The organism is Epilithonimonas hominis, assembly GCF_003730015.1.
In the GTDB taxonomy this organism is placed as follows: Bacteria; Bacteroidota; Bacteroidia; order Flavobacteriales; family Weeksellaceae; genus Epilithonimonas; species Epilithonimonas hominis.
In genome coordinates this window covers 173,780-194,770 of sequence record NZ_RJTU01000034.1, presented here as the reverse complement: position 1 = coordinate 194,770, position 20,991 = coordinate 173,780, and the positions used below count along the sequence as shown (strand labels likewise).

The 20,991-nt window shown below is 33.0% G+C and carries 22 protein-coding genes and 1 pseudogene; 6 read left to right on the top strand and 17 right to left on the bottom strand.

Annotation, left to right across the window (positions count from 1 at the left end):
- Positions 1-136 precede the first annotated feature (136 nt).
- The 15 genes from EGH73_RS05410 to EGH73_RS05340 form a co-directional block, all read right to left on the bottom strand.
- Entirely contained in the window at positions 137-2,329 is a 2,193-nt protein-coding gene (locus EGH73_RS05410) for a peptidase domain-containing ABC transporter (RefSeq protein ID WP_123280995.1), read from the bottom strand.
- 2 nt (positions 2,330-2,331) lie between these two features.
- Positions 2,332-3,126, bottom strand: coding sequence for a GLPGLI family protein (locus EGH73_RS05405; protein WP_245985433.1), 795 nt, complete (start codon positions 3,124-3,126; stop codon positions 2,332-2,334).
- Positions 3,127-3,136: 10 nt separating this feature from the next.
- Entirely contained in the window at positions 3,137-4,174 is a 1,038-nt protein-coding gene (gene gwsS / locus EGH73_RS05400) for a grasp-with-spasm system SPASM domain peptide maturase (protein ID WP_123280993.1), read from the bottom strand.
- Positions 4,164-4,373, bottom strand: coding sequence for a hypothetical protein (locus EGH73_RS05395; protein ID WP_123280992.1), 210 nt, complete (start codon positions 4,371-4,373; stop codon positions 4,164-4,166). Before EGH73_RS05395 ends, gwsS begins: the two co-directional genes overlap by 11 nt.
- Positions 4,360-5,316, bottom strand: coding sequence for an ATP-grasp domain-containing protein (locus EGH73_RS05390; RefSeq protein ID WP_123280991.1), 957 nt, complete (start codon positions 5,314-5,316; stop codon positions 4,360-4,362). Before EGH73_RS05390 ends, EGH73_RS05395 begins: the two co-directional genes overlap by 14 nt.
- On the bottom strand, positions 5,313-5,747 hold the full coding sequence (locus tag EGH73_RS05385; RefSeq protein ID WP_148041681.1) for a hypothetical protein: 435 nt from the start codon (positions 5,745-5,747) through the stop codon (positions 5,313-5,315). Before EGH73_RS05385 ends, EGH73_RS05390 begins: the two co-directional genes overlap by 4 nt.
- Positions 5,748-5,760: 13 nt before the next feature.
- Positions 5,761-5,949 (bottom strand): hypothetical protein, encoded by a 189-nt coding sequence (locus EGH73_RS05380; protein ID WP_123281005.1) that lies wholly within the window; start codon positions 5,947-5,949, stop codon positions 5,761-5,763.
- Between the two features lie 84 nt (positions 5,950-6,033).
- On the bottom strand, positions 6,034-6,603 hold the full coding sequence (locus EGH73_RS05375; protein ID WP_123280989.1) for a Crp/Fnr family transcriptional regulator: 570 nt from the start codon (positions 6,601-6,603) through the stop codon (positions 6,034-6,036).
- Positions 6,604-7,006: 403 nt separating this feature from the next.
- A complete protein-coding gene (locus EGH73_RS05370) occupies positions 7,007-7,573 on the bottom strand; it encodes a hypothetical protein (protein WP_123280988.1) in 567 nt (188 codons plus the stop codon).
- A 4-nt stretch (positions 7,574-7,577) separates the two neighbouring features.
- The gene (locus tag EGH73_RS05365; RefSeq protein WP_123280987.1) at positions 7,578-8,432 is read right to left on the bottom strand and encodes a relaxase/mobilization nuclease domain-containing protein; all 855 of its coding nucleotides are present in this window, start codon (positions 8,430-8,432) and stop codon (positions 7,578-7,580) included.
- Positions 8,429-8,899, bottom strand: a complete 471-nt coding sequence (locus EGH73_RS05360; protein ID WP_123280986.1) for a plasmid mobilization protein — start codon at positions 8,897-8,899, stop codon at positions 8,429-8,431. The genes EGH73_RS05365 and EGH73_RS05360 overlap by 4 nt, the downstream gene beginning before the upstream one ends.
- A gap of 150 nt (positions 8,900-9,049) precedes the next feature.
- On the bottom strand, positions 9,050-9,412 hold the full coding sequence (locus tag EGH73_RS05355; protein WP_123280985.1) for a toprim domain-containing protein: 363 nt from the start codon (positions 9,410-9,412) through the stop codon (positions 9,050-9,052).
- Positions 9,413-9,996: 584 nt separating this feature from the next.
- A complete protein-coding gene (locus EGH73_RS05350; protein ID WP_089770438.1) occupies positions 9,997-10,611 on the bottom strand; it encodes a flavin reductase family protein in 615 nt (204 codons plus the stop codon).
- 106 nt (positions 10,612-10,717) lie between these two features.
- Positions 10,718-13,087: a M1 family metallopeptidase gene (locus EGH73_RS05345; RefSeq protein WP_123280984.1), complete on the bottom strand. Its 2,370-nt coding sequence runs from the start codon at positions 13,085-13,087 to the stop codon at positions 10,718-10,720.
- A gap of 80 nt (positions 13,088-13,167) precedes the next feature.
- Entirely contained in the window at positions 13,168-13,746 is a 579-nt protein-coding gene (locus EGH73_RS05340; protein WP_089770440.1) for a HupE/UreJ family protein, read from the bottom strand.
- Between the two features lie 64 nt (positions 13,747-13,810).
- Here EGH73_RS05340 and EGH73_RS05335 point away from each other — a divergent pair, with 64 nt between their 5' ends.
- The 5 genes and pseudogenes from EGH73_RS05335 to EGH73_RS05310 all read left to right on the top strand — a co-directional run bounded on the left by EGH73_RS05335 (position 13,811) and on the right by EGH73_RS05310 (position 18,114).
- The gene (locus tag EGH73_RS05335) at positions 13,811-14,314 is read left to right on the top strand and encodes a DUF6702 family protein (RefSeq protein ID WP_089770441.1); all 504 of its coding nucleotides are present in this window, start codon (positions 13,811-13,813) and stop codon (positions 14,312-14,314) included.
- A 32-nt stretch (positions 14,315-14,346) separates the two neighbouring features.
- A pseudogene (locus EGH73_RS05330) lies at positions 14,347-15,047 on the top strand (response regulator transcription factor).
- Positions 15,048-15,050: 3 nt separating this feature from the next.
- Positions 15,051-16,442: a sensor histidine kinase gene (locus EGH73_RS05325; protein WP_245985431.1), complete on the top strand. Its 1,392-nt coding sequence runs from the start codon at positions 15,051-15,053 to the stop codon at positions 16,440-16,442.
- Between the two features lie 282 nt (positions 16,443-16,724).
- Entirely contained in the window at positions 16,725-17,216 is a 492-nt protein-coding gene (locus EGH73_RS05315) for a hypothetical protein (RefSeq protein WP_089770444.1), read from the top strand.
- A 49-nt stretch (positions 17,217-17,265) separates the two neighbouring features.
- The gene (locus EGH73_RS05310) at positions 17,266-18,114 is read left to right on the top strand and encodes a YoaK family protein (RefSeq protein ID WP_123280983.1); all 849 of its coding nucleotides are present in this window, start codon (positions 17,266-17,268) and stop codon (positions 18,112-18,114) included.
- A 114-nt stretch (positions 18,115-18,228) separates the two neighbouring features.
- Here EGH73_RS05310 and trxB read toward each other — a convergent pair whose 3' ends face one another.
- Both trxB and holA read right to left on the bottom strand, forming a co-directional pair.
- Positions 18,229-19,197 (bottom strand): thioredoxin-disulfide reductase, encoded by a 969-nt coding sequence (gene trxB, locus EGH73_RS05305; RefSeq protein WP_123281003.1) that lies wholly within the window; start codon positions 19,195-19,197, stop codon positions 18,229-18,231.
- Positions 19,198-19,364: 167 nt separating this feature from the next.
- Positions 19,365-20,402, bottom strand: a complete 1,038-nt coding sequence (holA, locus tag EGH73_RS05300) for a DNA polymerase III subunit delta (RefSeq protein ID WP_123280982.1) — start codon at positions 20,400-20,402, stop codon at positions 19,365-19,367.
- A gap of 8 nt (positions 20,403-20,410) precedes the next feature.
- Here holA and EGH73_RS05295 point away from each other — a divergent pair, with 8 nt between their 5' ends.
- Positions 20,411-20,845: a type I restriction enzyme HsdR N-terminal domain-containing protein gene (locus EGH73_RS05295; protein ID WP_123280981.1), complete on the top strand. Its 435-nt coding sequence runs from the start codon at positions 20,411-20,413 to the stop codon at positions 20,843-20,845.
- Positions 20,846-20,991: the final 146 nt, after the last annotated feature.

The window sequence follows — 20,991 nt, the reverse complement described above, 5'->3', positions numbered from 1 at the left end:
GTGGTTTAAGGAGAGACTAATTACTTTTACATAAGAAGGCTCAACCAATTTGGCTGAGCCCTTATTTTAAAGCTAAATTTCTTTATTAACAGCAGGTTTTGAAACTGAAGCTGTTTCTTGTTTTGAAGAGTTATAATTAATGTCCTAATTCTAATTGATTTTTAACAAGATTATAATAGTCTGCTCTGCTTTTTGTTAATTGTATATGATTTCCTTGTTCTGCAATTTTTCCGTTTTTAAGAACTACAATATTATCTGCATTCTTTACCGTGGAAAGGCGATGTGCTACAATTACAACAGTTTTTCCTCTGAAAAATTCTTGTAAATTATTATGTACAATCTTTTCATTTTCCGCATCCAATGCAGAGGTGGCTTCATCAAAGAAAATAAACTCCGGATTTTTATATACTGCTCTAGCAATTAGGATTCTTTGTTTTTGTCCTCCAGAGATCCCATGGCCATCATTCCCTATTAAAGTATTTAATTGTAATGGTAAATCCAATATAAAATTCTCCAAGTTGGCTGTTTTGACTGCATAATCTAACCTTTCTTTGTCTATTTTATCATAACCGATTGTAATATTTTTGGCGATGGTATCATTAAAAATGAAACCATCTTGCATTACAACTCCTATGCTCTTTCGCCAATCTTTTGAAACTATGCTTTTTAAATCAGTATTTTTCCACCAAATAATGCCTGACGTAGGATTATAAAACTTAAGTAATAACTTTATCAATGTGGTCTTGCCACTTCCGCTAGTCCCCACTATTGCTGTTATTTTGTTTTTAGGAATGTGAAGACTTAGGTTTTCAAAAAGAGCTTTTTCTGTTCCGAAATAGCTAAAAGAAATGTTTTCACAATGTATGCTGTTGCTTTCTATTTTAAGAGTACCAGGTTGAACATTTTCATCTTCATTATTTTTTGAGTGTATTTCATTTAAACGTTCTATGCTTATTTTAGTGTCCTGAAAAGATCTCACAAAATATATTAATTGTGATAAGGGTACATTTAATTGTCCTATAATATATTGGATAGAAATCATTTCTCCTATAGTTAGCTTATTTTGAATAACTAGGGTGGCGGAGAAAAAGGTTATAAAAATATCTTTTAATTGCCCAATAAGTGTTGATCCCACACTTTGCCATTGCTCTGTTTTTAAGACTTCGATTTGAGTTTTATAAAGATTTTCTTGTATTTTTTCCCATTCTTTTGTTTTTTGATTTTCTGCACTGTTAATTTTTATTTCCTGCATTCCTGAAACAATTTCTAAAGTTTTGGAACGCTCTTGTGATTGCTGGGCAAAGCGTTTATAATCCAATATTTTTCTTTTCTGAGCAAAAAAAATCAGCCAAAATATATAGAGTAAGCTTCCTAAGAAAAAGGCAATAAATATGGTAAAATTGTAATAAAATAAAATACTCCCAAAAACAATAAAGTGCAATATAGAAAATAAGGTATCTAACGAATTCCCTGTAAGAAACTGTTGTATTCTATAATTATCGTTCATTCTTTGAAGAAGATCTCCTGTAAGCCTGGTATCAAAAAAAGAAATGGGAAGCTTCATCATTTTTTTTAAGAAATCAGAAATTAATTTAATATTAATTTTTGTGCTTAAATGTAAAAGGATGTGAGACCTAATAACACCTATGGTTATCTGTCCTAAAAAAATTGATAATTGGGCAATAAGGATGAGATAGATATAGTTAATATCTTTTGGCTTTATACCTTTATCTACAATATTTTTGGTGAAAAAAGGGAAAAAAAATGCTAAAATATTTTCTGCTATTAAAGCAAAAATGAGGTAAGTTACGAGCTTCTTATTTGCTTTAAAGTGTTTATTAATATAATTAAAAGTGTTTGTTTGACCTTTCTTACTAGTATATTTATTTTGTTCAAAAACTTGGGTAGGTTCAAAAAAAAGTGCAATGCCTTTTTTTTCTCCGCTGTCTGATTCTTCGTATGCCCAATATTTATAAAAATCTTCGTGATTATACTTTATTTTACCTATTGCAGGATCAGCAATAAATATTTTTTTATTGCTGATTTTATAAACCACCACATAATGTTGCTTATTCCAATGAACAATGCAAGGAAGCGGAGCATCATCCTTTAAGGTAGTAAAATCTACTTCTGAACCTAATGTCTTAAACCCTAAACTTTCAGCAGCTTCGAGCAAGCCTGATAAGCTTGCTCCTTCCCGTGTTGTTTTTGACAAAACACGTAGATCTTCTAAGGGAATATTTTTACCATAGAATTTACTAATAATTCTTAAACAAGTTGCTCCACAATCTTTGGATTCTGGCTGATTGTAATAAGGAAAAAAAAGCACGTTTAAGGATATTTTATTTTGTCTGCAAATTCAATAGGGTTATTGAATTTTTTTATTTGTTGTTGTTTCTGTTTGGTAAGCTCATTATAATTCACACTGACTTCTTTTCCTGACTGATCCACTGTTTTCATTTTTGTATATCCAGCTTTCATTTCTTTATAGGGATCATTGTAATAGTCAATAAAAACTTTTTTTAACTGAGTATAATTAACTGGAATCGTTACAATATTATAATTTTCTGTATATACTTCTTCAAAGTCCTTTTTTAATCCTATCATTGTGAAATCATAATTTTTTTGAGTATCATAAATAGAAACAATTAGCCCTGGCAAACCATTAAAAATGTATGGACCTTCGCTGAAAGGTATATCCGGAGAAAACCAAGCTTCCCAGTTTCTTCCTTTATAACTGACTGTAGCCTTTTGGCATTTTAAGTTATCAATTAATTTTGTTTCGGTAGTAATTTTCCAATTCAGTTTAGGTAGTTTTTCTTTTATTTCATAAGCGTCCATCCATATCCTGTAAAATTTCTGAACGTCTCCGGTAGAATAATTTTTAATAACACTAAAGTCATAATCCATAGATTTTGTCATCGTCTCTCTCCCCACTTTTTTATCTGCAATCAAAGTAGAATCGCTTCTATAGAGCTTATAGGAATAAAATCTCGCAATTTTATCCTTAACATCTAAAATCATTTTTTTACTATCCATTTCTTCATCTGTAGAATCTGCTTTATACTTCAAATCATAATATACTCTGAATTTTTGAGCACTATAAGTAGTGATACAAAACATCATTATTAAAAAGCTAAATAGTTTCTTCAAGTCCATAATATTTTATTGTTTTTTGTTTTAGGGGATTTTTAGTCCAGTCATCCCATTCTCCTTTATATGGGTCATATCCACATTTTAGGGGTTTTGAGAAGCTATCATTGGGATTTTCTTTGTAAGCTCTGCAATCGTTGCAAAAATATCTGTATTCGCAATCTTTGCAGATATTTATTTGGTCTTTAGTAATGTTTCTTATTTCGTCGTTATTTATATCAGTTATAAGATGATCGAATGAGAAATCATTAATATTTGTGATTACTCTTTGTAATGACGGACAGTTTTTTAGGTCGCCTTTATAGGATATAAATAATTTATCTTTTAAACAGCTATTAAATTTATGTGCTTTTGAGAAATTCTTTATATCATTTGTGAAATAATCTTCATTTATAATTCCACAAAATTTTTCATTGGTGAGATTTTTTTTGTAATAAACAATATTAAATAGTTCAACAGTTTCTTGTTCACTCTTATTGAAAGGTGCGTTGTAAAAATAGATTATTTGTACACGTTTATTTTTTCTTAAGAAATTTATTATTTTAGAGTTTTCATCTTCATTAACGTAAGGCAAAATAATTTCTATCGTCCTGATGCAAGAATTTTTAAGAAGCTTAGAAATTACTTGTAATTTGGAAAGACTAAACTCTAAAAATCGTATTTGGAGAAAACTTACAGATAGTGTTTCGATAAGACTGTATGCTTTGTTTATATCAAATTCATCTTTTTTCTTATGTTCAATTATTACCTCATTAACTGGAGAAGGGCTAAACCATTCTATTTTTTTTCCATCGATATTAGTTGGTAGTTTATCAATGATATATCCTAGTTCTTGGGAAATTAAGTAATTTATTAATTCTAAATTTTCAGGACTTTCTATTAAAAACCGTAGGTTTTTAAATTGATTATAAATTGATGTTATATCAATAATATTTTGTCGGTAAATATCACACAATAAAGTATTTTTCGCTCCTGTAATAATATAGCAATCCTGATATAAAACAAAGTACTTACTGCTCATTTTCAAATAATGTTGTGTCAATAAAAGGTGTACTTACCTTATCATAAACTTTAACTTTAAAAGAGTTTGTATTATATTTTTTTGAGGAAATAAATCCTGTGTTAATATTTATCTGCTGATTAACTTTTTTTATTTCTTCTGTAAGTAATGGGTCTAAGGTAAAATAAATTAAATTGAATCTGTTTTTAGGCTGTTTCATATAGTTGTTTTAATGCTAATGCAACTTCTTTTTCAAGATAAGTATTGTTATAATAAGAATGATAAGTAAATTGCCCTGTAGGATTTATTTCCAAAAAGAAATATTCATCATTTGAATCAATTATCATATCGATTGAGGCGCAATTTAAACCGATTTCTTGCAAGACTTTACAAAGTTTGTATTCTATTTCAGTAGGAAGATTAAAATTTTCAAATCTGCCTTTTAAGTAAATCATATTAATTCTATGATCTACTTCACTCAAATCTTCATCACAAATTTTAGCGGTAAAGAACTTTCCCATTAAAAAGAAAATTCTTAATTCATATTTTTTATCTATTCGTTTTTGTATCAGTGAGGGTGGGAACTCATTTGGAATATCTTTAATATATGAATTTATTACTGTCGTTTTCATACCGATAGATTTACCTCTAAACATTAGATGCATACAGTTTTCAAAAGGCTTTGTTATATACTCTTGTTTATTTTTAAGCAAATTTATAATTTCCTTTTTGGATGTTAATATGTAAGTTTCCGGGATGTTCAAACCATTTCTCTGAGCTGCTTTCATTTGCAATAGCTTATTTTCATTTGCAAAAAAAGGATTAGTAAGCCATTTAACATTGTTATCATCCAGGTTTTGGAATAAATATTCTCTAAAAGATATTCCTTCTCTAATCCTAAAATTAATTACAGATTTATATATTTGTTTCTGAATGACGTCTCTTTCTTCATCCATCAAAATATTAGGGAACTTTCTAAACCAAACAACCTTTATATCTTTAGTATCGACATCTTTAATTCTCACGATATTTTGAATATAATCTACAAATACATCTTCGTATAAATCTTCATTTAGCCTTAAAAATGGTAACCCCCAATGAGATAACCATTCCATTACCAAATCTGTAGTTGTATCAGAATCGCGAGATATAATTAAAATCATTTAATGCATTTAAAATTGTCTAATAAAAATTTAATATCACTTTTAGGAGCTTTTTTTGAAACAGCAAGCCTGCTTTTCAGCCCATTTACACAAGATAAATCTTTAATAGTATCTAGTTTAGATGCTTTTCCATTTTTTACTAATGAGATATTAAAATAATAAGCTGGATCTGTTGTTAGCCCATAGATAATTCTTTTTCGGCTTGGATATTTGTCCTTTAACGATAACGTATTATATTCTTCCTGATTATTTGCAAACTTAAAATCACCATATAATAACATATCTATTCCTAAGGTATCATTCTGATATTTTACAAAACCATCCTCATTTGAAAAAGTATTATACTGTGATGCTTTGTCATAAGCGCTACAGGAATAAATAAAAAAAGAAATCATAAAACAAATAGTAAGCTTATGCTTACTATTTGTCATTTTTGATTTTAGATTAACAAGGTCCATTTCCGTCAGAGCCATCGTTTGTTAAATCTGGATCTGCAAGCTTTTTATGTACTGTAATTACTACTTCTTTGATAGTCCAAGTAGTACAACCTCCATAGATTTTGGATCCGAACGCTTTCTTAAAACCTCCAAGATTTTTTGACTGAAGGTTTTCAATTGATTTGTTTGTTTTCATAATATACATTTTTGATTATGTATTTCAAAAGTATGCTTATTAAAAATTAAAAATTGCGACACATGTCGCAATTTTTAATTTTCATCAAACTTTTTTTAATCTTTCTACAGTTTTCCTTGAAATATTGAGAAAACTTGATAATAATGTATCAGTAAGTCTATTTTGTAGAAAATAAAAATGATTATTAAAATAGTCATACTTTTCTAAAGAATTTCCTATATTTAGATGTTCAAAACGTTTTAAATTAAAGGCATTGTATTCTTCAAGAATCTCAATATAAATGCTTTTGAAATTCTGCGAAGTGCGTAGTAATTCATCAAAACCATTTCTACTGATATATAACAGTTCAGAATTTTCTACGCTCTCTATAGTTTCGTTATTTTGATTAAAATTTTTGAAACTAATAATATTAGTGATAAATCTATTTTCCCAAGCAAATGCTCTAGTAATATCTTTCCCCATATTATTAATAAAATATGCTCGTAATAGTCCTTTGTTGATAAAAAAAAGCTTATTGCAAGGCGAATTTTTTTCAACTAATACTTCTTTTTTACCTACTTCCTTTATAATGAACTTTTCTCTTATTTTAATTTCTTCTAACTCTGATATTCTGCCATAACTTTTTAAGACATCTATAAGTTGTTTGTGTTTCATATAATTTTCGTTTTGATGGTTATTTTTTTTACAATGCAAAATTTATTTTACTATTAACTTTATAAATTTTAATTTCTATCGAAGCACAATATCAAAATATCTGGTCGTAAATCATATATTTTAATTATTCAAATAATCGTGCTTCTACAAAAAAGAAAAAATACAGCAATAGTTGTTTTGCTAAACTTAAAAGTATAAAATATATCATACAATTTTGAAAAAATTAACAATAAATTTATCCTACTATAATAAATCCATTACAAGCTAAATTATAAAGCATTTAAAAAGTATTTTATATAATTGTTTATAAACGAAAAGTATTAAATTATTGAAAACAAATTTATATCATAAAGATGGTATTTTTATCAAAATTTTTATTCGATAAAGGACAAATACAGGAGAATTACCTTGCCTCATACCCATCCTTGAATCTCAGGAATTTCTCTGCATCTTTCGGGTTTTTCTCAATCCATTTTCGCAGGAGTTTCGTATTATTTTCTAATTGTTGAACGTCATTTTTCGGATAAAGCTGTTTTCCGTCTTTCTCAAACTCGGAAAGAATTTCCTGCCTAAGCTCGCTTTTGGAACGAATACTCTCGGCATACCATTTAAGTGCAAGATTGCCACTTAGAAGAATCGTCAATAAGGACAATAGAACCACTCCAAAAACTATCCAGACAAAATTTGATTTTCGATTGAATGAATTGATAATTTTCAGACTATCCTTTGATAGCTCTGCTGTTATCATTTGTGGAATCTGACTTATGGTTTCTTTCAATATTTTTTTTTGAACTCCGAATATTTCCTCATTCAAAGCAAACCCACTTCTAAGTGAGTGTTCGCATTCAAGCAAGAGGGCTGTGAAATCCTCAAGTGATTCTTGGGTCTTTATAGTAGATTCAGTATTTGTTTTGCAGGATTCTACTATTCTTTGCAAAAGCTCCTCTCCGTTTTGTTCAGTGTTGTCCATATTTTTAGCGTTTAAATTTGTTATTGTTATCTATTCCAATTCCATTATTCCTCAAATCCTCCTTCGGTTTATTTTGTTTAAAAAATTCAGAATCATTTGAGATTATCAGCTGTTCCGAAGGTTTTGTTTTCTCTTCAAAGATTTGCTTAAACTCCGATATTTTCAGCTTGTTCGTAATTTCTGAAAGCTTATATCCTGCCTTGTACTGCAGTGACGTTTCTTCATTAATATCCGTTTTCAGGGCGATTCTCATTCCCGAAATCCCAACTTTGACATTGCTCGACAACGAAACCAGATAGCCCCGATTTGACATTTCCGAAACCAGCTCGTCAAAATTCTTGGAATTTGTGATACTGGAAACAAGATTCTCATACATCTCATTTCTTTTTTCAATGCCTGTTTCGATATCGGTCTTTATCCCCAAATCCTTGCAGATTTCTCGGACAGCTTTTCCAAAATTCTCCCCGATGTTGTGGGATTTTACCGTACACTTTCCAAAAGTATCAATCCTGTTTACCACAAAATGGATGTGTTTCTGTTTCGTGGAATTGTGTACGTCCAAACGGTATTGGTTGTTTTCCGAAACTCCAACCTTTGCGAGAGCCAGTATTGTGATTTTCGCCAATTCCGCATCGGAAAGCCTGTCGCCCGTTTCTTTTGGTGGGGAGACATAACCTGTCAAAGCCCACTTTTTAACATTGGAATTTCTCTTCGCAACCGCTTTCATTTCCAAAAAGTGTTCTTCGGGACTTCTTCCGAGAAGATTGTTTGTATTAAGCATCTTTGCAGTTCCCTTGTCGTTTCCGTTGTATTCTAAAGCGATTTTGGAAATCCGTCTTGTTGTTGCTGAATTATTCATAACTCTTCATTTTGAAGATTCTCCAGTTCCTGTATCTTTTGATAGAGGTATTGTTTTATCAGTCCCAAAACGGTTTCGATTTCCAGCAGGATATTTTTTTTATTTTCAAAAACAGACCATTCGGAATTTCTCAAAAGGTTGGCGATTCGTATAAAATTATTGCCATATTCCAGAAGGATTTTATCTGTTTCAAATTCCTTGACTTTCAATTCCTCTTTTGTTGCTACCATTCGTAAAAAGGTCGAAATTTTCAAGCTATATTTTTGAGCTTCGTCTTCCAGAAATTTGAACTCCTTTTCGGTAAAACGAACGGAAACAACTCGTAAAAGATGGTTCGCACTTTTCTTTTTCAGCCCTCCTTTTTTTCCGATTTCACGGAAGTACTGTTTTCTGTTTTCCGTCTCTTTTTTTTGTTCCTGCTCACGGGAGACTTTCAGTACAAAACTTTTCAAAAAATCATTCTCCATATTTGTGTGTATTTATTATTTAATCAACATTCAGTTTGTTTTTAAAAAGGTTTTTCAAGATGTTTTTGACGATAGGAAAAAACCAAAAAATTCCAATGTTTACAATTAGCGTCCACGCTTTTTGTAAACATTGGGTACTTTTTGCACTAACTATCTGCCGAATTTTGATAAATCGTTTTTAATATCCATCAGATGCTCGTTCAAGTCCTTATGATTCTCGTAGATTTCAGAATAATCTTTGGCGTTGGGGAATGATTGCAAAATCTCATTTTTGCATTTCAATCCTGCTGGGTCGTTATCCAGAAACAAATTGATTTCCGAATAATTTTTCAAGTGTTCTTTGGTTTTATTCAGTAAGGCGATTGAATTCATTACGAGTAAATCTCCGGTGAAATTTTTGCGCATTTCTATAAACGATAAAGCATCAATGAAGCCCTCGAAAACGGCAACATTCTTTCCATTTTGATTATCGGTTTTTTGTTCCAAATTGATAATCGAAATATCTTTTTTCAAGATTGCTCCTTTGTAAAATGAATTTCTCAGTTCCCATCCTCCGGATTGATTTTGAAAACCGACAGCGTATAGATTTTTATCTCCTGTTTTGAAATGTACCTCTTTTAAAAAAGGATAAATAGTGCGAGAGAGTCCTCTGTGCTCAAGATATTTTTTTAGATGTTCATTTTGAAGTTCTTTGATTGCAGTGATTTGATAATTCGGTTGTAAACTCTTTTGTGTTTGAATTATGTTTTGCTGATGACATTTTAAATATTATTTTCCATCAAGGGATGAGGTGTCTATTAAGATATCCGCTTAAACGATATTAATAAGATTTTGGCGAGCAAAAGCCTAAAGATGTTCGAAGAAATCCCTGCTGAAAATTCTGACTTTATAAAACTTCATAAATCTTAATAATGAATTTTAAAAATTTTGTTTCTATTAATAAATCAAATCATGGCACAACTGTAGTGAGTGACAATATCGAAATTCCTTATAATACAGAGAGTTATGATTTATTTTTAGAGAAGATAAATTTGATTATAAAATAAAGTATTACTCCACAACTCTATAAGTTAATAAACAATTAAAGATAATTATTATCAAGGCTTTGAATATTTCAGCCTGGTAATTAATTGTGTGCTATGATAACCATCTAAAGATGAGCCAGTAACAGACCCCGCCTTTTCAATATCAAGAACGCCACTATCTTCCCAAATGTCATTTGGAAAAAACAAATGTTTTATTTCGCCAACAACGAGAAGTGTATTATTAGTTTTCACAGAGATAATTTCTTGTAGCTCCAAACCAATCTGAATATTAGATTCCGATACAAATGGTACAGGAAAATTATTCTTGTATTCCGGTGTTAAACCTGTGACTACAAATTCAGATTCATCTCTTTTATATCTTGCAGACGTCTGATGCGCTTGTTCAAAAATATTTATATTGACATGATTGATTGTATAATAAAACGTTTGTCTGATATTTTCAATAGTATGTTTTTCAACAGAATCCGGACGAGAGATAAATCCCATCAAAGGAGGGTTCGCTCCGATATGCACAACGGAATTAAAGATAGCCAAATTGGTTTGACCTTGATTATTTATCGTTCCAATCAGATTTAGACTTTTAAACCCGCTTAATGAATTGATGAGCGCTATTCTTTTTCTATCTTCCAAATTTCCAATCTGGTAATTATCTAAGTGTAGTAACATTAAGTTTAAAATTAAAAGCTATTTTATTATTATTTCATTTCTGAAAACTATTTTTTTTCAATAAAGTAACAAAAAAACTCTGAAAAAATTCAGAGTTTTAAAGTTATTAGCGACCCGATGCCTGCATTGGATTGACTTTACCATTTGATGCGCCTCTAGCTGCTTCTTTTTGTTTCTGTTTGAAAACCTGAAACTTACTCGCTGCAGGATCTGTAGGAGATGCTGCCCACCAGTTATTAGACGTATCGATATCCGCCGTTTCCCTCATTGGATCTAGCTGTACAGATTTTAATTTCTTTTCGAAATAATAGGTTTTGGAAACTTTCTGCTCATTCATTCTCCAAATCTGAACGCCAACTTTGTCTTTCAGCTTTGTTCCGTCTTCGAAGGTAAACTCTAGAATAATTGGCATTACCAATCCGCCTTTATTAGAAAAATCGATTTGATAAGCTGTTACATTATTTTCTTTGCGGATATCTTTTTTCTCAACTTTATCAAAATTTTCATTAATTGTTGTATAAGTTTTAGAGACGTCCACCTTTTCCTGACCACGGTCATATCTGTAATAGAAATCCTGAACATCTTTATCGGAATCAACGTAGAATTTGATGTTTTTGTCTTCTCTGTTTCTGACTTTGGAAATATCATCAAAATCATTCAAAACTGGTTTATCAACATTATATTTTACAGTTTCGGACTTTGGAATCGCATCAAAATCCGGTGTTGCAACCGTTACTTTATCTATAGCGATATCGACAGGATCTGTTCCATAAAACCAACCTCTCCAGAACCAGTCTAGATCTTCGCCACTGGCATCTTCCATTGTTCTGAAAAAATCTGCCGGCTCAGGATGGCGGAAAGCCCATCTCTTTGCATAAGTTTTGAATGCTTTATCAAACAGTTCTCTTCCCATAATGGTTTCGCGGAGTATGTTAAGTCCGGTTGCCGGCTTAGAATAGGCATTAGGTCCGAATCTTGCAATGTTTTCAGAATTGGACATTATAGGTTCCAACTCATCTTTTGGAAGTTTCATGTAATCGACAATTGTCCAAGCGGGTCCTCTTTTTGAAGGAAATTTATTGTCCCATTTTTCTTCGGTAAGATATTCTACAAACGTGTTCAGCCCCTCATCCATCCAGCTCCATTGCCTCTCATCAGAATTGATAATCATTGGGAAGAAATTGTGTCCTACTTCGTGAATAATCACACCGAGCATTCCGTTTTTAATTGCTTCAGAATATGTTCCGTCTTTCTCCGTTCTACCGTAGTTAAAACAGATCATCGGATACTCCATTCCATTCGCAGCTTCTACAGATTGAGCTACCGGATACGGATAAGGAATTGTAAATTCTGAGTAAGTTTTGATGGTATGCGCCACGGCTTTTGTAGAAAATTTTCTGTAAAGTCCGTAAGCTTCTTTTCCATAGAAACTCATTGCCATTACCTTATTGTTATTTTCTGGAATAGTAACCCGCATTCCGTCCCACACGAATTTTCTGGAAGATGTCCAGGCAAAATCCCTAACATCGTTTGCCTCGAAAATCCAGGTTTTTCTTTCCTTCGATTTCTTTTTTTCTGCTTTTTTAGCTTCGTCTAGAGTAACAATTTCTACGGGCTCATTAGAAGATTCTGCTTTTCTATATCTCGAAAGCTGATCCGATGTAAGGACCTGACTGTAGTTTTTACACTCACCTGTACCGCCAACTATGTGATCCGCCGGAACATTGATCTTGACTTTGTAATTTCCGAAGACCAAAGCAAACTCGCCTCTTCCTGTAAACTGATGATTTTGCCAGCCGTGGAAATCACTGTACACACACATCCTTGGAAACCACTGTGTTATAGTGTATAGATCATTACCATCTTCCGGAAAATTCTCATAACCGCCTCTTCCTCCTTTTTCTAAACGATTTGGGATATTATAATTCCAATTAATCTTAAATACGAACTTATCTCCTTTTTTTAAAGCTTTAGGAAGATCGATGCGCATCATCGTTTTATTTACCACATAACTCAAAGCATTGCCCGCTGCATCAGTAACTTTTTCCAGATTTACGCCATATCCGTTGTCCTTCTCAGGCACTTCAGACGGTCTCAGCTTTTCAACAACAGAAAATTTCCCTAGTGTGGACGAAAAAGGATAATCTGCATTTTTAACAGAAGATTGCTGGTTTTCATCCAGCTGCAGCCAGATGTAGTCTAAATCATCCGGAGAATTATTGTAGTACGTGATAGTTTCAGAACCTCTCAGATTTCTTTTATCTTCATCCAGATAAGCTTCTATCTCATAATCTGCGCGCTGCTGCCAGTAAGATTGTCCTGGTGATCCGGAAGCAGTTCTGTAAACATTGGGAGTAGGAAGTATGGTTCCAAGTTGTTCAAATTTATTTCCGTGGTTACTTCCCGGATTATTCTGGATGTTCTGTGCAGAAAGCATTGCCGAGCAGAATAAAAATCCAAAAACCTTTGTGTTCATTCTATCAGAAAATTTATTATTGTTTATTTACTAGTAACCAAATGTAAGAAATTGTTACGAAAAATTAGGCGAAATACGCATCAGAATGGCCATCTTTCTAAAGTCATCTTGATAGAAAGTGCAAAAACAGCCGAAGAAATGAAAAGAATCCAATCCTTTCTATTTACTTTAAACAGTTTCAGCAAAAAGAAAAGAATAACCAAAATCACAATAACCAGAACAATCTGACCGAGTTCCAAACCAATGTTAAACCCAAGCAGAGGAACAAACAGGCTTTGCTCTTTTGCAATCATCATTCTGGCAGTATTGGCAAAACCCATTCCGTGTATGAGACCAAAAATCAGTGCCAAGTAATAATTTACCTTCATCAGATTGTTCTGTTTGCCTTTCATCAGTATATTATCCAAAGCAGTAATGACGATTGTAAGCGGAATCAGAAACTCGACCCACTTGCTGGGAACTCTAAGAATATCGAGCGAACTAAGTGCCAATGTGATAGAATGGCCTATTGTGAACGCTGTTACCAGAATCAGGATTTTTTTGAAATCGTTGTAAGCATAAACAGCAATCAGCGCCAAAATAAACAACTGATGATCTAGGGCATCCAATGAAATAATATGTTCCCAGCCCACTTTTAGATAAAAAATAAAATCCTGCATTTTGTTATTATTTAAAAAAGGTTTACGAAAATAATGATTAATTTCGAGTTCAAAATATTTTTAGATGAAGAGATTTGCGCCGGTCTTAGTTCTTTTTTCGTTGATTTTATCCTTACTGTCTTTCAAATTTCATCCGTATCACGTTGGATCTATGGAATTTAATTATAACAAGAAATCTTCAACTTTCGAGATCACAGGCAGATTTTTTATGGATGATTTAGAAAATGCTGTCAATAAAAAATATGGAAAAAATCTGCACTTTATGGACAAGAAGTCCGAAAAAGAAATGCAGCAGATTCTTAAAAATTATGCTTCAGAATATCTTAAACTGAAAGTCAATAATCAATTAACAAACGTAAATTTTATTGGTTTTGAGGAAGATAAAGAAAGTGTCGAGATTTTTCTAGAGTCCGAACCAGTCGCTAATCCAAAGAAAATAGAAACAGCAGTAAGCTTTCTTTACAATATTTTTGATGACCAGATGAACATCATCCATATCACTATAAATGGTAACAGGAAAAGTGAAAAGCTCACTTTTCCGGATCGTTACCTCTATCAGCAGTTTTAAAATCTAATTTAATACTTTTGTAAGGATTAGTTATGAAAAAAATTATTCTAATAGAAGACGAATCCAGCGTTGTTTCCTTTATCAAAAAAGGATTACAAGAATTGGGTTATGAGATCACCGTAGCTTTGGACGGCGCCACAGGCATTAAATTGGTCTATGACAATGATTTCGATATAATTATTCTCGATATAATGTTGCCGGACATCAATGGTCTAGAAGTTTGTAAAGAAATCAGGAAGCAAAATAAAACTGTACCTATTCTATTTTTAACCGCTTTAGATTCTTCCGAGAATATAGTCCTAGGTCTAGAAAGTGGTGGCGACGATTATCTTGTGAAGCCTTTCAAATTCATAGAACTGGTGGCGCGAATCAAATCTCTTCTCAGAAGAAGTGGACACAGCAACGGAAACGAATCCAACGAAATTGATGATGAAAATACTTATCAATTCTCTGATTTAACAGTTAATGATTATACCAAAAAAGTAACCCGCTCGGGAGCAGAAATTTCGCTTACCTCAACAGAATACAAGCTTCTACTCTATTTTCTGAATAATCCTGAAAAAGTGATTTCCAGAGCCGAAATATTGGAAGCAGTTTGGGCGTGAACTACGAATTAGGAACCAATGTTGTGGACGTTTACGTTAATTATCTAAGAAAAAAACTAGACACTCAGGATGATGATAAACTGATTCACACTGTAATAGGAATGGGTTACGTTCTAAAAAAAACATAAACAGTGCTGAAAGGAAATCCTACCAATCAAACAAAAACAATGCTTCTTTTGATGCTGGTTTTTACAGTTGTCATTCTACTGTTCAGTGGATTGGTATATTTTTCTATTGTTAATTTTTCACATCAGCGTTTTTACGAATTACTGAAAATCCGAGCAACAACAATTGTCCAAATCGAGAAAAGCAAAGAACATCTTGATATTCCAGAAAATCATATTCTGAATAGCTTGAATGACGAAGAACTTCCGATGGAAAAAGATTATGTTTTCGAAGTTCCGAAGGATTCTAATTACAGTCACATTTCTAAACAAATTCATATTCCAGATAGTTTTTTCAAAAGCATTGTAAAAAAAGGAGAATCCAATTATAATGACAAAGAATTCTATTATATAGGAAAATCTTTTACTTCAAATAATAAAACTTACATTGCAATAGCTTCGGCACAAAATCATTATGTAGTTCATTATTTGGGCTATCTGAAGAGAACTTTGATGACTTGTATGATCTTGGCTTTGTTCTTTTCTATGATTTTTTCTTTTTATTTATCTAAGACGCTATTCCGCCCAATTCTTAAAATCACAGGAAAAGTAAAAGAAATCAGTTCAGAGAATCTGCATCTTAGATTGGAATCTCAGCCAGGAAATAAAGAATTGAATGAACTAGTCGATACTTTCAACGATATGTTGAACAGGATTGAAACCTCTTTTGAAACCCAAAATCACTTGATTGGAAATGTTTCGCACGAACTCAGAACACCTCTCACTTCAATTATGGGGGAAGCTGATGTGGCGTTATCTATCCCAAGATCAAATGAACATTACCAGGAAACGCTTCAGATAATTCTGAATGAAGCTGAAAAACTGGATAAAAAAATCAAGGCTTTGCTAATGATTGCCCAAACTGGATTTGATGGGAAAATTCAGAAAATGGATAAAGTGAGAATGGATCAGTTGCTTTGGGATGTTATTGAAACTGCTACAAGAATCAATGCTAAGAATAATGTTTTTATGGATATCAGTATGTTACCGGACAATCCTAAAAAACTGAAAGTTCAAGGTAACGAACAGCTCCTGCATCTCGCCATGGCAAACATCATCAACAATGGTTGCAAATATTCTAACTTCCAACAGGTTAAAGTTTCTCTTGGTGCGACCGATGATCACGTTTATATTATTATTAAAGACAGTGGAATCGGGATTCCTGATTCTGAAATGGATAAAATCTACGATCCGTTTTTCCGGGCTTCTAATACGAAAAACTATGAAGGTTATGGAATTGGTTTACCTTTGGCAAGAAACATTATCAGAATCCATAATGGCGAATTGATCGTGAATTCTAAAGAAAATGTTGGAACAACGGTCCAGATTCGTTTTCCTATTTATGTTCCGACGGAATAAAAACGTTGAATCTCTCGCAGCCCGACCTGAGTGGAGCTCATTTTTTAGCTTGGATTTAGCTTGGGGAAAAATAGCGGGAACGGAGGGCGGAAAAGCTGCCCAAAATATTTTCATCTACACATTTGAACTTAGATTTCGTTCTAAAATTAATTTCTTAATTGAAATTCTAATCTCATTTTAATCTCTTTAATTACATTTTAATTTCGTTCCAAAAGCATTCTAATTTGGTCATAATAGTTTTGTATCATCAAAAAGTAACAAAACCAATTAAATCAAAATATTATGATCAAAACCATTTTAATTGCTACAGATTTTTCTTTAGAATCTCTGGATATTCTAAAAAAAGTTTTAAAAAACAAAAATGATCAAAATGATGAAAATCAATACAACATCCTTTTCGTAGCTGGTTACGATATGGGAGATTCTATCAGAGATCTTTTGTTCACTTCTAAGAGTACCATCTTCAGAAAAATAAGACCGCAGGAGTTTTGCGATGCCTACAGCATTATCAATAACAAGTATCCGAATCTGATCAACAAAATCACTTGTGACATTTTCACTGGAAGCTTCCAAAGAACTTTCAACAATTATGTGGAAGCTACGGAAATCCATGAAGCTTATTATTCCTCTTCAAAAAGTAATAATCTAAGCAAAGGTCAGTTTGATATTACGCCGTATGTCAAAAAATGTAAGCATTTGGAAGCTGTGGAAATTATGACCCAAGCTCCGGAATTTGTTCATGAAAAAGGCAGACTTGCCGAAGTTTTCTCTTAGAATCTGATTCTCGGGAAATTTTATTATTCAATCATTAAATTAAATCACAATGTTAAGAAATTATAGTAACAGCAGAACGTTGGGAGACAACATTAGACTGGGGATGCTGACTGCATTCACTGCAGGGACTATAAACATAGCATCTCTATTGATATTCTTGTCTTTTACATCCAACGTAACAGGACATTATGCGATTTTCGCAGCAGAAATAAGTCAAGGAAACTGGGCACAGGTTGCTGTGGTTGCAGGATGGATTTTCTTATTCTTCTTCGGAGGATTTGTAGCGAATCTAAGTGTCATCAACTTCAACAAAAAAAGTAAATATTTTGCCCACGCTTTTCCAATTATATTAGAAATACTCTGTCTTTTGACAGTGGGAATCTATGGACAATTTTACTACAAAAAAACATTAGGAGAAACCGAAGCTTTGGTAGCCTTGATGTTATTCGCAACTGGTTTACAAAATGGTTTAACGGCGAGTATCTCAAACTTCTCTGTAAAAACAACGCACCTTACGGGAACCACTACAGATTTGGGAATATTGGCATCGATGTTTACTCAGAAAAAATTCAGAAAAAACCCCGAATTAATTGCCAGAGCAAAACTATTGACAAGTATTATGGCCGCTTACGTTTTAGGAGCAATCTTCTCTGGATTAACCTATTACAGTTTGGAATTCCGTGTGTTTTATGTCATCAGCGTGTGTCTTTTGGTTGTTATTGGATATGACTTTTATAAAATTAATATCAGACATTTCCAGACAGAATATCGATATTATAAAATCTATCACAAACCAACCTTCATCGCATTTTTGTACTACAAAATCCATAATAAAGACGAGAAAAGGACTGTAAGTAGACCTAATACTAATGCAAAATTGGCCTTTAGCGACAAGTAATTATTCCTCTAAAAACACTTCACCATAAATCAATTTTTTGTAATAGTTCTTTATTAAAAAACCGCCGGAGAAATTCTCCGGCGGTTTTGATTTATGATATTAATAATCTATCAATTATTGTTCAACCCAAGTATGGTTTTCTCCGGCTAATTCACCAAGATATTTTTCTGCATCCATTGCTGCCATACAACCACTTCCTGCAGCTGTAATAGCTTGTCTGTAATGGTGGTCCTGAACATCGCCTGCTGCGAAAACTCCAGGAAGATTGGTTCTTGCTGATTTACCTTCCGTGATGATATATTCGTTTTCGTCTAGGTCGATTTGTCCTTTGAAGATTTCCGTGTTTGGTTTGTGACCAATTGCAATAAAAATCCCGTGAACATCTATTGTAGAAACCTCGTCTGTCAAATTATTAACCACTTTAGCTCTTTCTACCAAAGCGTTTTCACCTTCGATTCCTATTAACTCGTGATTGTATTTCACTTCGATATTTGGTGTACTCAAAACTCTGTCAACCATTACTTTTGAAGCACGGAAGTGGTCTTTTCTTACCAACAATGTCACTTTATTACAAATCTTAGAAAGATAAGTTGCTTCTTCTGCCGCTGTATCTCCTGCTCCAACTACAATTACATCTTTTCCTCTGTAGAAAAATCCGTCACAAGTTGCACACGCAGAAACTCCTCCGCCAGCGTATTTTTTTTCATCAGCTAAGCCCAGATATTTTGCAGTCGCACCTGTAGAGATAATCACACTTTTTGCCAAAATCTCGCGAGAACCAGTACTCAGTTTATGAATTCCGCCTCTTTCTTTGGAAAACTCAACTTTAGAAATCATTTCGTAATGAACTTTAGTCTCGAAACGTTCCGCCTGCTTTTGGAGCTGAAGCATCATTTCTGGTCCGGTAATTCCATCCGGATATCCTGGGAAATTTTCTACTTCCGTTGTTGTTGTTAATTGTCCTCCAGGTTCCAATCCTGTGAAAAGTTCAGGTTTAAGACTTGCTCTTGCTGCGTAAATTGCCGCTGTAAAACCAGCTGGTCCAGAACCTACAATCACACAGTCTAAGATATTATTTTCCATTTTTAATATTGAATTATTTTTAATTTCGAGTGAATGATTCTCCCGTGCAGTGAGAATTTTCAAATATAAATCTTTGTCCGAAAAAATCGGATACAAATGTCGGGAATTAATTATTCAAAACCTATCTAAACTGTCAATGCTATTCATTAGACTATTGAATAATCGATCTAGACAGAAACTTTCAGTTCATCAATTTTTATGATTTTATAAACCATTTCTTTATAGATTTCCTCATCTTCCATTTGTCTTACGCCGAGACCTTTGGACTTCAAATCCATTTCACGAAGAATAGAAATTACTCTTGTTGCGTGTTTTAACGGATAAAATCTTGCAGCTTCCGAATAATCTTTAATCGCATAAGGATTTACGCCCATTGTCGTAGCAATTGTTTGAGGCGATTGTCCGTTCAAAGTATGATAAATAATGATGTTGGAAAAGAAATTATAAAGCGCACCAAAAGCCATTTGAATGGGATTCGATTTTTTATTTTTTCCCATATAATAAGCAATACTAAAAGCCTTTGCTTGGTCTTTCGTTGCCAAAGCTTTCTGAAGCTCGAAGATATTGAAATCTTTACTGATTCCTACGTGTTCCTCGATGATTTTTCCGTCCAGAACTGCGCCGTCTTTTAGAACGATTTTCAGCTTGTTCAGTTCGTTGGCTATTCTGGAAAGGTCATTCCCAAGATATTCTGCCAAAAGATGGCTGATGTTGGGCGCAGATTTGATTCCCATTACAGACATTTCCCCTTGAATCCAAGTCGGAAGCTGATAATCTTTCATCTTCTCGCTCGTAAAAAGCATTCCGGATTTGGCTAAAGTTTTCGCTACTTTCTTTCTAGCGTCCAACTTTTTATGTTTATGCGCAAAAACCAAAATGGTAGAAGGAACGGGATTCTCAAGATAAGTTTCCAAAGCTTTAGATTCCTCATCATTCAGTTTCATATCCTGCGCTTCTTTAACAATGATAAGCTGTTTGTCACCCATCATCGGATATTGCCTCGCTAAAGAAAGTACCTCCAGATAATTAGTATCTCGACCATATACAACGGTTTGGTTGAAGGCTTTCTCATCTTCTTCCAAAACATCTTGCTCAAAATGCTTGACAGCCAAATCGATATAAAAAACCTCGTCGCCTTGAAAAAAATAAACCGGTAAGAGTTCTTTATTTTTAATATTTTTGAGGATAATATCTATTTCTTTCATCTTAAAATATGCAAGTTCCGAAGCTAAATTTTGATCACACGTTCGATTTTCAAATCAAACAAGACAAAGATACATTTTTTATCTATGATTTGGTTCGGAAAAGCTGGCTTGTACTCACACCAGAAGAATGGGTGAGACAACATTGGCTGCATTATTTTCGGTTTGTGAAAAAGAAAAATTTATCCTCATTAATCCTAGAACAAAAACTGGAACTAAACGGAACAACGAAACGAATAGACCTTCTAGTTACAGAAAAAACGAAACCAAAAATCCTCATCGAATGTAAAGCTCCGAATGTTCCTTTGAAGCCAATTCACTTTGAGCAAATTGCGCGCTACAACAGTTTGCTTGGAGCAGAACAAATCATCATCAGCAATGGTTTGCATCATATTTTTGCTGATTATAAGGATGGGAGATATCAGTTTTTGAATGCTAAGGTTTGAGTAATATCTCTCGCTGATTTTGGAAATTAAAACACTTCGACTCCGCTCAGTGTAACAAATTTATTATCACAACGTCAGTCTGAGCGGAGTCGAAGACTTTTGTACAGGTATGCTCCAGTATATCTATCAAATATTGAATTACTCGC